Raw genomic sequence first — 12,596 nt, forward strand, 5'->3', positions numbered from 1 at the left:
TTCGGGATGATTCAGGTGCGACGATTTCGCACGGCGCTGGCGCGTTCGAATCCGTACGGACTGAACGACGAGCAGCCGGCTTCGGCGCTGGCAAGCATAAACATCGGGGAGCGAGAGAAGGGGTGGGACGGGTAAGCCTGAAGCTGTATGGACAGCATGATGCAGTACCTCGGTTATTGTTCTTATTGGCGAAAACGCTTCGAGGCGTTTTTCGGTAGTTACATGTCAAAGCACGCTTTCAAACTACGATTCGATGGTTGGCAGTCGAAACCATCCGTGGGGCGACTCTAACGCCCCAACCTTTCGCTAACCTTTCATCGGGCTTTCACGGTTTTTTGGGCTTCACAGCGGCAATTGCGGCTGTAAACTCCGCGCCAAAGAATGGCGTCGGCCATCCCTGAACGAGGTAAAGATCCATGCGTGTCCTGCTCGTCGAAGACCATTTGCAGCTCGCCGAAAGTGTCGCCCAGGCGCTCAAGAGCACCGGGCTGACCGTGGATGTCCTGCACGATGGCGTGGCAGCCGACCTGGCGCTGGGCAGCGAGGAATACGCCATGGCGATCCTCGACGTCGGCTTGCCGCGCATGGATGGTTTCGAAGTGCTGGCGCGTTTGCGGGCGCGGGGCAAGAACCTGCCGGTGTTGATGCTGACCGCCCGCAGCGACGTCAAGGATAGGGTCCACGGCCTCAACCTCGGCGCCGACGACTACCTGGCCAAGCCGTTCGAATTGACCGAACTCGAAGCCCGGGTCAAAGCCTTGTTGCGCCGCAGCGTGCTGGGCGGTGAGCGCATTCAGCGTTGCGGTGTGCTGGCCTACGACCTGGAAACCCGGCGTTTCAGCCTTGGCGAAGAATTGCTGACCCTGACTTCCCGCGAACAGGCCGTGCTCGAAGCCCTGATTGCGCGCCCCGGTCGGGTGATGAGCAAGGAGCAACTGGCTTCTCAAGTATTCGGTCTCGATGAAGAGGCCAGTCCCGATGCCATCGAAATCTACGTGCACCGCCTGCGCAAGAAACTCGACGGCCAGCCGGTCGCCATCGTGACTTTCCGCGGCCTCGGTTACTTGCTGGAAAGCCGCGATGCATAAGCCCAGCAGCCTGCGCTGGCGGTTGCTGTGGAACCTGGCGCTGCTGCTGGTGGTGTTGATGCTGGCCAGTGGTTTGAGCGCTTACTGGAACGGCCGCGAAGCCGCCGACACGGCCTATGACCGGACGCTGCTGGCCTCGGCGCGAACCATCGCTGCCGGCGTCTCCCAACGCGACGGCACCCTGAGTGCCGACGTGCCCTACGTGGCCCTCGATACGTTTGCCTACGACAGTGCCGGGCGAATTTTCTACCTGGTCAACGACATCAATCAGAAGCTGATTTCCGGTTACGAAAACCTGCCGGCGCCACCGCCGGGAACGCCGCGCACCGATGACTATCCGGCGCTGGCACGTTTCTACAACGCGCAGTACCGTGGGCAGAACGTGCGTGTGGTGAGCCTGCTCAAACCCGTGAGCGAGCCGAACATGAACGGCATGGCGGAAATTCGCGTAGCGGAAACCGATGAGGCGCGGGTGAGCATGGCCCGCAGCCTGGCGGCCGACACCTTGCTGCGCCTGGGCATGCTGGCCATCGGTGCGTTGATGCTTGTGTGGTTTGCGGTGAGTGCCGCGTTGCGCCCGCTGGAGCGTTTGCGCACGGCGGTGGAAGAGCGCCAGCCGGACGATCTGCGCCCCTTGCCTCTGGTGGAAGTGCAGCGCGAATTGTGGCCGCTGGTGCGCGCACTCAATCACTTTACCGAGCGCTTGCGCGGCCAGTTCGAGAAGCAGGCGCAATTCATTGCCGATGCCGCTCACGAGTTGCGCACGCCGCTGGCGGCACTCAAGGCGCGCCTGGAGCTGGGCATGCGCTCGGCCGAACCCGATACCTGGCGCAGCACGCTGGAAACCGCCGCCCAAGGCACCGATCGCTTGACCCATCTGGCCAATCAGTTGCTTTCCCTGGCACGGGTCGAAAATGGCGCCCGGGCGATTGCCGAGGGCGGCGCGCAGTTACTCGATCTGAGTCAATTGGCCCGGGAACTGGGCATGGCCATGGCGCCGTTGGCCCACAAACGTGGTATCGCGCTGGCGCTGGAGGCGGATGAACCGGTCTGGCTGCGGGGCGAGCCGACGTTATTGAACGAGCTGCTGAGCAATCTGGTGGATAACGCACTGGCCCACACGCCGCCAGGTGGCAACGTGATTCTGCGGGTCTCGGCGCCCGCCGTGCTGGAAGTCGAAGATGATGGCCCGGGCATACCGCTTGAAGAACGCGATCGGGTATTCGAGCGCTTTTACCGACGCAATCAGCAAGTGGCCGGTTCCGGATTGGGTCTGGCAATTGTCGGTGAGATCTGCCGCGCGCATCTGGCGCAGATCAGTCTGCACGATGGTGAGCCCGCGGGGTTGAAGGTGCGGGTGAGTTTTGTTGCGGGGGATTGATGCAGCGTCTGTTCCGACGAAGGGGGCAACGCGGTCTTTGATCAGTAAAACATCGTGCGCGTTTCTTCCAGATCGGCACGCATCGCCTTGTCGTCAAAGTCGATCCCGAGTGCCTTGCAGGCCGGTACATTCAGCGCATCGGCACGGGTGTGCGGGTGATCGCTGTCCTGTAGACAATACAGGCTGGCCACCTGCACCAGATCCACATAGTCGACCTGCGCAGACTGGCGCTTGAAGTCCAGGTATAGCCGCGGCACTTGCACCAACATGTCTGGAAATTCCCAGACCTTGAGCAGTTTTTCGCCGATCAGCGGATGAATCTGGTCGATCACATGGTTGAGGCTGACCGGGTCGGACAGCAGCTCATAGTGATCTTCGGCGTAGGTCAGGATCGGCAGTACGCCGATCTGGTGCACCAGCCCACCAAGGGCCGCTTGATCGGGCTTGAGTCGGGTGTAGCGGCGGCACAAGGCGTAGCTGACGCCGGCGATTTCCAGGCTTTTGCGCCAGACATCGCGCATCTTCTGTTCCACCACGTCGGAGCGGGCATGGAATATCTGCTCCATGACCAGGCCGATCGCCAGGTTACAGCTGTAGTTGATGCCCAGGCGGGTGATCGCGGTATGCAGGTCGGTCACTTCCTGGGCTGCGCGCAACAGTGGGCTGTTGACCACTTTGATCAGGCGTGCCGACAGCGCGGTATCACGGCCGATCACTTTGCTCAGGGTGCTGACGCTGACTTCCGGGTTTTCCGCGGCCTTGCGAATCTGCAGGGCCACTTCCGGTAACGTTGGCAGAACCAGGTCATCGTTATTGATGGCCTCAACCAAATCCTGTTGGACCTTTTCCGCCAGCTCGCTCATTTAGTCTCTCTAGCTGTTGCGTCAAATACTGCCGTTATTGCTGGATTTCGCGGTCGCGGTCCAGTTCATAAGGCAGGTCGAGCAGCTGCAAGGACGGCCCTTCGAGCTCGCCCAGGTGGATGTCTCCACTTTCTGCTGCTTCGGCTTGCAACACAGCCAGGAGTTCAATGTTCTGCCCGGCGCGGGCCGCCAGCACCACTTCGCCGATGGAGCTGCCGTGAGTCGGGGAAAACAGCGGTGTACCAGGCTCAGGCAGTTCGTCGGCAGCCAGTTGCAGGCGGTACAGGCGGCGCTTGAGTTTGCCCAGGTACTGCATCCGCGCGACGATTTCCTGCCCGGTGTAGCAACCTTTCTTGAAACTCACGCCACCAACCGCTTGCAGGTTGAGCATCTGCGGGATGAACAACTCGCGGGTGCCGGGCATGACCTGCCCGATCCCTGCGCGGACCTGGCCCAGCAGCCATTGATTCAGGTCGCCTTCGCTCAGCAGCGCCGAAAGCTTGCCTTTGATCGCGCCGGCTTGACCGGCGGCGACCCACAGCTCGGCACGGTCAGGCGAGACGCGGATAGCGATCAGCCCATCGCTGCGCACGACGCTGTCGGTTTCTGCCGGCAGGTCCAGGCCGAGGCTGACCAGTGCGGCGTCGCCATGGTCAACGCCGAAGCGGACCCAGGCGGCACTTTCGTCGGTCAATTTCGACTTGGAAAACACCGCGTATTTTTTCAGGTCCGCCAGTTGCGGTTCGAGCAATTCGGTGGCCATGGCCAGGACCACGCCGTCATCCTCGAGCAGGATGCGGAAACTCGATTGCATCCGGCCTTTTTGCGTGCAGCGGGCACCGAGGCTGGCCCGGGAATCGCTCAGGTAGTTGAGGTTGCAGGTCAGTTGGCCTTGCAGGAATTTGCTGGCGTCCGCGCCGCGGACCGCGAGAACACCTTCATGAGAAAGGGTGCAGAAAAAAGCTGAATCGGCCATGGGTCATCGCAGGATAAAAAGTCTGGTGGACATCATAAGGGCCCGTCTTCGAAATGGGTAGTTAACAAAGGCTCGTCGGTGGCCGACCAAAGCCGACTGTTCGATAGGGCGCGGGCCTGTATACTTGCGGCCTATTTGAGGAGCGCTCCATGGTCGAAGATGTTGAACTGAATCGCCTCTACTGGCACAGCCGCCGCGGCATGCTTGAGCTTGACGTGTTGCTGGTGCCGTTTGTGAAAGAGGTTTATCCGCACCTCAACGAAGTGGATCGCGCCTGCTACGTCAGGCTGCTCGAATGCGAAGATCAGGACATGTTCGGCTGGTTCATGGAACGCGCCGAATCGGAAGATCCCGAGCTGCAACGCATGGTTCGCATGATCCTGGATCGTGTCCAGCCCAAGTAACGGGTTCGAATGCCGCTGGCATGCCTCACGGCAGTTGCTGGCGGCATATCTTCTGGCCCAGCTGTTCGCGTTGGGTTCCTTGTTTTTACTGTCAATTCCGGTCTGGGCCAGCGCGCTCGGCGTCGTGCTGTGCGTGGCTCACGGAGTCTGGCTGTTGCCCCGGCAAATCCTGCTGACCCACCCGCAGGCCTTTTGCGGCTTGCGGCGCGATGCCGATGGCTGGCAGCTGTGGAGTCGGGCCAGGGGGTGGCAGCCCGTGCAACTGAGGCCGGACAGCCTGGCGCTGCCAATGGTGGTGGTACTGCGTTTTCGACTGCGTGGCGAGCGCCGGGTCCGGGCCATTTGTGTGCCCCGGGATGCGCAGGCGGCGGATGTGCACCGACGCCTGCGGGTCCGGCTCAAATTCAGCCGACGTAGGTGGGCGGCACCAGAATAGTGTCCAGTGCGACCGGCAGCATGTCCGGGTAGTCGAGGGTGTAATGCAGGCCACGGCTTTCCTTGCGCTCCATGGCTGACAGAATCATCAGCTCTGCCACTTGGGCCAGGTTGCGCAGTTCGATCAAGTCTCGGCTGACCTTGTAGTTGCTGTAGAACTCGTCAATTTCATCCAGCAACAGTTGCACGCGGTGTTGTGCCCGTTGCAGGCGCTTGTTGGTGCGCACGATGCCAACGTAGTCCCACATGAATCGCCGCAGTTCATCCCAGTTGTGCGCAATGATCACGTCTTCATCGGAATCGGTGACCTGGCTCGCATCCCAGGCGGGAAGGGGGGCCGGCATCGGCACCCGGGGCAGCTGCTCGAGAATGTCCGCGGCCGCCGAGCGGGCATAGACGAAACATTCCAGCAGCGAGTTGCTGGCCATGCGGTTGGCGCCGTGCAGGCCGGTGAAACTGGTTTCGCCGATGGCATATAGCCCCGGCACATCGGTACGGCCCTGTTGATCGACCATTACGCCGCCACAGGTGTAGTGCGCCGCCGGAACCACCGGAATCGGCTGTTTGGTGATGTCGATGGAAAATTCCAGGCAGCGTTCGTACACCGTCGGGAAGTGCGTCTTGATGAAGGCTTCGGGTTTGTGGCTGATGTCCAGGTAGACGCAATCGACACCCAGGCGCTTCATTTCATGGTCGATGGCCCGGGCGACGATGTCCCGTGGTGCCAACTCGGCCCGTGGGTCGAAGCGCGGCATGAAGCGCTCGCCATTGGGCAGCTTAAGGTGCGCACCTTCGCCTCGCAGGGCTTCGGTGATCAGGAAGCTCTTGGCTTGCGGGTGATACAGGCAAGTAGGATGGAACTGGTTGAATTCCAGGTTCGCCACCCGGCAGCCCGAACGCCAGGCCATGGCGATGCCGTCACCGCAGGCGCCGTCAGGGTTGCTGGTGTAGAGGTAAACCTTGGCCGCGCCACCGGAGGCGAGGATCACAAAACGGGCGCCGTAGGTGTCGACTTCGCCAGTGCCGCGATTGAGCACATAGGCGCCGAGGCAGCGATCACCTTCGAGTCCCAGGCGTTTCTCGGTGATCAGGTCAACCGCAACCCGTTGCTCCAACAGTTCGATGTTCGGTCGTTTCCTTGCCTGGTCGAGCAGGGTGGTGAAAATGGCCGCACCGGTGGCATCGGCGGCATGGATGATGCGCCGATGGCTGTGACCGCCCTCGCGGGTGAGGTGGAACTCGAACCCGCCATCTTCGGTACTCGACTGTTCATCGCGGGTAAAGGGCACGCCCTGGTCGATCAGCCATTGAATCGCCTCCCGGCTGTGCTCGACGGTAAAACGCACTGCGTCCTCATGGCACAGGCCGCCACCGGCATTGAGAGTGTCATCGACATGGGATTCAACGGTGTCGGTGTCATCCAGCACGGCCGCAACGCCGCCCTGGGCCCAGAAAGTCGAGCCATTGGCGAGGTTGCCCTTGCTCAGAACGGCGATGCGCAAATGACCGGGCAAGGTGAGCGCAAGGCTCAAGCCGGCAGCACCGCTGCCAATTACCAGAACATCGTGTTGAAACTGTTGGCTCATTTCAGGATTCCGCTCAAAGCGACCCGGGTCGGGGGTGGCGCAACTGGACTGTCGAGTCGATGCAGCCGCACAGCCCACTAGTATATAGAGGGGGGGAGCGGCACAATACCCGAGCTGACATGGCATTGTGAAACTACCGTGACGCAAAATATCGGTCGCTTCGTCGGATGTTTTTCTGCCCGTTGGGCGCGAGAATGACTGTATCGCCGATTTAACAGTCTTTTTCCCTTCACGGTTGCACAATGTCGGGTTGGCACGGCTATAAATATTTGGAACTTTTGCCAAAGGGCCAAGATCAATAGACGGTTGCCTGAAACAAGGGACAGTGTCGGCTTCAGTGCGGGATTGCAGTTCGATCCTCGCTGAAGAGTCCGATGACAAGATTATCCGCGCAGCCGGGTCAACTCGTGCTGCGCTTTTCGTGCGTGCCAAATCAGAGCCCGCAGGAAACTTGCCTGGAGGGGGAGAACTTTTGCGAAAAGACCGAGTCTATGTTTGCAAGTCTGGTGGTTTACTTCTGCAATCCTCCTCCGAGCTCATCGAGGAGTGTTCATGCTAACCCAGGAAGAGGATCAGCAACTGGTCGAACGCGTTCAGCGCGGCGACAAGCGTGCTTTCGATCTGCTAGTGCTGAAATACCAGCACAAAATTCTCGGGTTGATCGTGCGTTTCGTGCACGACACCCATGAAGCCCAGGATGTGGCACAAGAAGCCTTTATCAAGGCATACCGTGCACTTGGAAATTTTCGCGGAGACAGCGCGTTTTATACGTGGCTTTACCGCATCGCCATCAACACGGCGAAAAACTATCTGGTTTCACGCGGCCGTCGGCCGCCGGATAGCGATGTCAGTTCCGAGGATGCAGAGTTCTACGATGGCGATCATGGCCTCAAGGATCTCGAGTCGCCAGAGCGGGCCTTGCTGCGGGATGAGATCGAGGGCACCGTCCATCGAACCATTCAGCAACTGCCGGAAGATTTGCGTACGGCTTTAACTTTACGTGAGTTTGATGGTCTGAGTTACGAGGACATTGCGAGCGTCATGCAATGTCCGGTAGGCACCGTGCGCTCCCGGATCTTCCGCGCCCGGGAGGCCATCGACAAAGCCCTGCAGCCGTTGTTGCAGGAAAACTAAAGACAGCGGCGACAGCCAAGAGAGGAACGCCATGAGTCGTGAAGCCCTGCAGGAATCGCTGTCCGCAGTGATGGATAACGAAGCGGACGAATTGGAATTGCGTCGGGTATTGAATGCCTGTGACGATGTTGAAACCCGTGATACCTGGGCTCGTTATCAGATCGCTCGGGCAGTGATGCACAAGGATCTGCTGCTTCCACGCCTGGACATCGCCGCGGCTGTTTCTGCTGCCCTGGCTGACGAAGCCGTACCGGCAAAAGCCTCCCGTGGTCCATGGCGCAGCCTGGGTCGTCTGGCGGTTGCTGCTTCCGTGACCCTGGCGGTGCTCGCCGGTGTGCGTCTGTACAACCAGGATGAGATCGCCGGCGTCGAATTGGCCCAGCAATCCACCCAGCCCGGACTGGCCGTTCCTCAAGTAAAAGGCCCAGCCGTTCTGGCAGGCTACAATGAGAGTTCGGATGCTACCGGCCCAATGGCCAGCGGCGTATTGCAAGGTCAGCCAGGCTGGCACGATCAGCGTCTGCCAGGGTACTTGCGCCAACACGCACAACAGGCTGCACTGAAAGGCACTGAGAGCGCTCTGCCGTACGCTCGTGCCGCAAGCCTGGAAAACCGTTAAGGAGGATCATGCGCGCCATACCTCTACTTTCGCTTCTGCTCAGCGGCTGGTTCATCGTTCCAGCCCAAGCCGATGAAGCCCGGGACTGGTTGACCCGCCTGGGCCAGGCAGAGCAACAGCAAAGCTTTCAGGGTACTTTCGTCTACGAGCGTAACGGTAGTTTTTCTACCCATAACATCTGGCACCTCGTCCAGGATGGAAAGGTCCGCGAGCGCTTGATCCAGCTCGACGGTTCCGCTCAGGAAGTCGTTCGCATTGATGGGCAAACCCAATGCGTCAGCGGCACGCTGATAGCAGGGCTTGGTGACTCACCGAACTCCGCTGCCCGTGCACTCGATCCCCAAAAGCTCAAGAATTGGTATGACCTCGCCGTCATCGGCAAGTCGCGTGTGGCCGGGCGTGCGGCGGTGATTGTATCGCTGACACCCCGCGATCAGCACCGCTACGGTTTTGAACTGCATCTGGATAAAGAGACCGGCCTGCCTCTGAAGTCCTTGCTGCTGGACGACAAGGGGCGGTTGTTGGAGCGCTTCCAGTTCACACAACTGGATACCGCTGACGCTCCTTCCGAAAAAGACCTGCAGGCCAGTAATGATTGCAAGCCGGTCAATCTTGAAAGTGACAAGGCTTCTGCCGTCAAGTCTGCCCAGGTCTGGCGTTCCGACTGGCTGCCGCCCGGCTTTGAGCTGACCAGCAGCACCGCTCGCAAGGATCCGCAGACCAAGACCCAGGTCAACAGCCTGATGTATGACGATGGCCTGACGCGCTTTTCGGTGTTCCTCGAGCCGTTGAATGGCGCAACAGTCACCGACACCCGTACTCAGTTGGGGCCGACCGTTGCGGTTTCCCGGCGCCTGGCCACGGCACAGGGCGACATGATGGTGACCGTCGTCGGCGAGATACCGGTCGGTACTGCTGAACGGATAGCGCTTTCGATGCGCACCGACGCCGCTGCAACCAAGCAGTGAGCTGAATTCGAAATGTTTCGTGAGCATTTCAATTTGCAAAAATCCCGTAAATTTCTTATAGGTCAGAGCCCCTCGGCTCTGGCCTTGTTTGTTGTTCCCGGAACAAAAATACCGGCGTATCGTTCCCGGTGTTCCTTGCTCCATATCGCTTAACCATGCTCGTCGTAACGGGAGCCGTATGTCGATACCACGCTTGAAATCCTGCCTTTCCATTATTGCCACCGTGCTGGTGCTCGGTCAGGCGGTCACCGCCCAAGCGGTCGAATTGCCTGACTTTACGCAACTGGTCGAACAGGCCTCGCCTGCAGTCGTGAACATCAGTACCACGCAAAAGCTGCCGGATCGCAAAGTCAGCCAGCAAATGCCCGATCTCGAAGGCTTGCCGCCGATGCTGCGCGAATTCTTCGAACGGGGCGTGCCGCCACAATCGCGCTCACCTCGTGACCGTCAGCGCGAGGCAACTTCCCTGGGCTCGGGTTTCATCATCTCTTCCGATGGCTATATCCTGACCAACAACCATGTGATCGCCGATGCTGACGAAATCCTCGTTCGCCTGGCCGATCGCAGCGAAATGAAAGCCAAGCTGATCGGTACCGATCCACGTTCCGACGTGGCGCTGCTGAAAATCGAAGGCAAGGATCTGCCCGTGCTCAAGCTCGGTAAATCCCAGGACCTGAAGGCTGGCCAATGGGTTGTCGCGATCGGCTCGCCGTTCGGCTTTGACCACACCGTGACCCAAGGCATCGTCAGTGCCGTAGGTCGCAGCCTGCCGAACGAAAACTATGTGCCATTCATCCAGACTGACGTGCCGATCAACCCGGGTAACTCCGGTGGCCCGCTGTTCAACCTCAACGGTGAGGTGGTCGGGATCAACTCGCAGATCTATACCCGCTCCGGTGGCTTCATGGGCGTGTCGTTTGCGATCCCGATCGACGTGGCCATGGATGTTTCCAATCAGCTGAAATCCGGTGGCAAGGTCAGCCGTGGCTGGCTGGGTGTCGTGATTCAGGAAGTGAGCAAGGACCTGGCCGAGTCGTTCGGCCTGGAGAAACCGGCCGGTGCGCTGGTTGCCCAGATCCAGGATGATGGCCCGGCTGCCAAGGGCGGCCTGCAAGTGGGCGACGTGATCCTGAGCATGAACGGTCAACCAATCGTTATGTCGGCCGACCTGCCGCACCTCGTTGGCGCATTGAAATCTGGTACCAAGGCCGATCTGGAAGTGATTCGTGACGGCAAGCGCAAGAATGTCGAGTTGACGGTCGGCGCGATTCCGGAAGAAGGCAAGGAACTGGACGCGCTGCCAAAATCCGGCATCGAGCGCAGCAGCAATCGCCTGGGTGTTTCCGTGGTCGAGTTGACTGACGAGCAGAAGAAAACCTACGACCTCAAGGGGGGGGTGCTGATCAAGGAGGTGCAAGACGGCCCTGCCGCCCTGATCGGCTTGCAGCCCGGTGATGTGATCACCCACCTGAACAACCAGGCCATCGGTTCCACCAAGGAGTTCGCGGACATCGCCAAGGCGCTGCCAAAGAACCGTTCGGTGTCGATGCGGGTACTGCGTCAGGGTCGTGCGAGCTTCATCACCTTCAAGCTGGCTGAATAACCCGGTTGTTGGTTGAATAAAAAACCGCCTCGAAAGAGGCGGTTTTTTTTCGGAGTTTTTGTCGCCGGGGCGTCAGCCCATCATGTCCTTGATCATGCGCTCCTGTTCCATCAGCTCACGTTGCCGCGCGTCGATCCGCGAAGACAGCGGGAAGTTGCTGCCTGCCCGGCGTTTGGCGAAGTCCAGTTGCTGAATGGCCTGTTTGTAGTCGCCGACCAGCGCAAAGTATTCGGCGCGAGCCTGATGCAGGCCGATGATGTTGCCCGACAGGCCGCGCGTCTCGGCAACCTGATACCACACGTCCGGGTCATCCGGACGGGATTTGAGCAGGCCTTCGAGGGCTTTCTCCGCATCCGCAGTACGGTTTTGCTTGAGCAGCAGGTCGACGCGAATCTGGTTCAGCGGGTAGTTGCCAGCGTATTGGCCCATCAATCGGTCAACCCGGGACTGGGCATCCGCCAGGCGATTATTGGTGATATCCAGATCGACCTGAGCCAGGTTGTAGATGATTTCGTTGGGTGACTTGGCCAGCAACAGCTTGAGGTTTTCCCGTGCTTCGTTCAGTTGACCGCCCTTGATCTGGGCAATTGCCAGGCCGTAGCGCGCCACGTCGTTTTTCGGGTTTTCGTCGAGCTGGGCACGGAAGCGCTTGGCGCCGAGCCCCGGGGTTTCTTCATAGATCAACTGGACGCGCGCGCGAATCAGTTGATAGCGCATGCTGTCTTCGATGCCGCCCGCTGGAAACTGTTCGGCGCGGTTGCGGGTGTCGGCGATACGCGACTCGGTGACCGGGTGAGTCAGCAGAAATTCCGGTGGCTTGGCATCGTAGCGGTACTGACGCCCCAGGCGTTCGAACATGCTGGGCATCGAGCGGGGGTCGTAACCGGCCTTTTCCAGATTGAGGAGGCCGATACGGTCGGCTTCCTGCTCGTTCTGGCGGGAGAATCGCCGCTGTTCCTGGATGGCGGCGGCCTGTGTGCCTGCAATGGCTGCAATCCCGGCGTCACCGCCACCTGCGGCTGCCACCACGATACCCGCCAGCAATGCAGCCATCATGGGTACTTGCATGCGTTGCTGCGCTTCGACGCCCCGGGCAAAGTGGCGCTGCGACAAGTGAGCCAATTCGTGCGCCAGTACCGAAGCGTATTCGCCTTCGGTCTGGGCGTAGAGGAACAAACCACCGTTCACCCCGACGATCCCGCCGGGTGCCGCAAAGGCGTTGAGCTGCGGGCTGTTGATCAGGATGAACTCCAGGCGCCGGTCAGTGACCTGGCTGGTCTCCAACAGTCGGTAGACGCTGGATTCCACGTAATTCTTGAGTTGCGGATCGTTGAGCTGTGAAACCTGACTGCGCAACATGGCCAGCCAGGCGCGGCCGAGCTGGTACTCCTGTTGCGGTGAGACAATGGCAGAACTGGCGTCGCCGAGTGACGGCAGGTCGTCGGCGAAGCCCGGTGAGGCGAGCAGGCAAGCGAGCGTCAGCAGGGTAGGGCGCAAAAATGTCATGCACAAAGCCTTAGTCGACAAAGACCTTACTGT

The 12,596-nt window shown here is 60.0% G+C and carries 12 protein-coding genes; 8 read left to right on the forward strand and 4 right to left on the reverse strand.

The features are described 5' to 3' along the window. Positions 1 to 416: 416 nt before the first annotated feature. Positions 417 to 1,088: a response regulator gene (locus tag ACMDB8_RS06190; protein WP_056720678.1), complete on the forward strand. Its 672-nt coding sequence runs from the start codon at positions 417 to 419 to the stop codon at positions 1,086 to 1,088. Continuing rightward, a complete protein-coding gene (locus tag ACMDB8_RS06195; protein WP_056720677.1) occupies positions 1,081 to 2,469 on the forward strand; it encodes a sensor histidine kinase in 1,389 nt (462 codons plus the stop codon). Before ACMDB8_RS06190 ends, ACMDB8_RS06195 begins: the two co-directional genes overlap by 8 nt. 41 nt (positions 2,470 to 2,510) lie before the next feature. Here the strand turns inward: ACMDB8_RS06195 and ACMDB8_RS06200 are convergent, their stop codons facing one another. Together ACMDB8_RS06200 and ACMDB8_RS06205 are read right to left on the reverse strand one after the other, a co-directional pair. Then, positions 2,511 to 3,332, reverse strand: a complete 822-nt coding sequence (locus ACMDB8_RS06200; RefSeq protein ID WP_056720675.1) for an HDOD domain-containing protein — start codon at positions 3,330 to 3,332, stop codon at positions 2,511 to 2,513. 34 nt (positions 3,333 to 3,366) lie between these two features. After that, positions 3,367 to 4,308: a YgfZ/GcvT domain-containing protein gene (locus ACMDB8_RS06205; RefSeq protein WP_409079373.1), complete on the reverse strand. Its 942-nt coding sequence runs from the start codon at positions 4,306 to 4,308 to the stop codon at positions 3,367 to 3,369. A 149-nt stretch (positions 4,309 to 4,457) separates the two neighbouring features. On the opposite strand from ACMDB8_RS06205, the gene ACMDB8_RS06210 reads away from it, so the two are divergent. Then, positions 4,458 to 4,712, forward strand: coding sequence for a succinate dehydrogenase assembly factor 2 (locus tag ACMDB8_RS06210; protein WP_007898624.1), 255 nt, complete (start codon positions 4,458 to 4,460; stop codon positions 4,710 to 4,712). After that, a complete protein-coding gene (locus ACMDB8_RS06215) occupies positions 4,696 to 5,148 on the forward strand; it encodes a protein YgfX (RefSeq protein WP_056720671.1) in 453 nt (150 codons plus the stop codon). The genes ACMDB8_RS06210 and ACMDB8_RS06215 overlap by 17 nt, the downstream gene beginning before the upstream one ends. On the opposite strand, the gene nadB is transcribed toward ACMDB8_RS06215, so the two are convergent. Continuing rightward, positions 5,117 to 6,733 carry an L-aspartate oxidase gene (gene nadB / locus ACMDB8_RS06220; protein WP_056720670.1) on the reverse strand — a complete coding sequence of 539 codons (1,617 nt, stop codon included), beginning with the start codon at positions 6,731 to 6,733 and terminating at the stop codon, positions 5,117 to 5,119. The genes ACMDB8_RS06215 and nadB overlap by 32 nt on opposite strands. A gap of 552 nt (positions 6,734 to 7,285) precedes the next feature. Between nadB and rpoE the strand changes: the two genes are divergently transcribed. From rpoE to ACMDB8_RS06240, 4 genes are all read left to right on the forward strand, one after another. Next, positions 7,286 to 7,867: an RNA polymerase sigma factor RpoE gene (rpoE, locus tag ACMDB8_RS06225; protein WP_003172477.1), complete on the forward strand. Its 582-nt coding sequence runs from the start codon at positions 7,286 to 7,288 to the stop codon at positions 7,865 to 7,867. A gap of 31 nt (positions 7,868 to 7,898) precedes the next feature. Continuing rightward, positions 7,899 to 8,486, forward strand: a complete 588-nt coding sequence (locus ACMDB8_RS06230; protein ID WP_056720668.1) for a sigma-E factor negative regulatory protein — start codon at positions 7,899 to 7,901, stop codon at positions 8,484 to 8,486. 8 nt (positions 8,487 to 8,494) lie between these two features. After that, positions 8,495 to 9,454 (forward strand): MucB/RseB C-terminal domain-containing protein, encoded by a 960-nt coding sequence (locus ACMDB8_RS06235; RefSeq protein ID WP_056720666.1) that lies wholly within the window; start codon positions 8,495 to 8,497, stop codon positions 9,452 to 9,454. Positions 9,455 to 9,638: 184 nt separating this feature from the next. Continuing rightward, the gene (locus ACMDB8_RS06240) at positions 9,639 to 11,057 is read left to right on the forward strand and encodes a DegQ family serine endoprotease (protein ID WP_409079384.1); all 1,419 of its coding nucleotides are present in this window, start codon (positions 9,639 to 9,641) and stop codon (positions 11,055 to 11,057) included. A 72-nt stretch (positions 11,058 to 11,129) separates the two neighbouring features. Here the strand turns inward: ACMDB8_RS06240 and ACMDB8_RS06245 are convergent, their stop codons facing one another. Next, positions 11,130 to 12,563: a M48 family metalloprotease gene (locus tag ACMDB8_RS06245; RefSeq protein WP_056720662.1), complete on the reverse strand. Its 1,434-nt coding sequence runs from the start codon at positions 12,561 to 12,563 to the stop codon at positions 11,130 to 11,132. Positions 12,564 to 12,596 lie beyond the last annotated feature (33 nt).

This window comes from Pseudomonas monachiensis, from assembly GCF_047345015.1.
GTDB lineage: Bacteria > Pseudomonadota > Gammaproteobacteria > Pseudomonadales > Pseudomonadaceae > Aquipseudomonas > Aquipseudomonas monachiensis.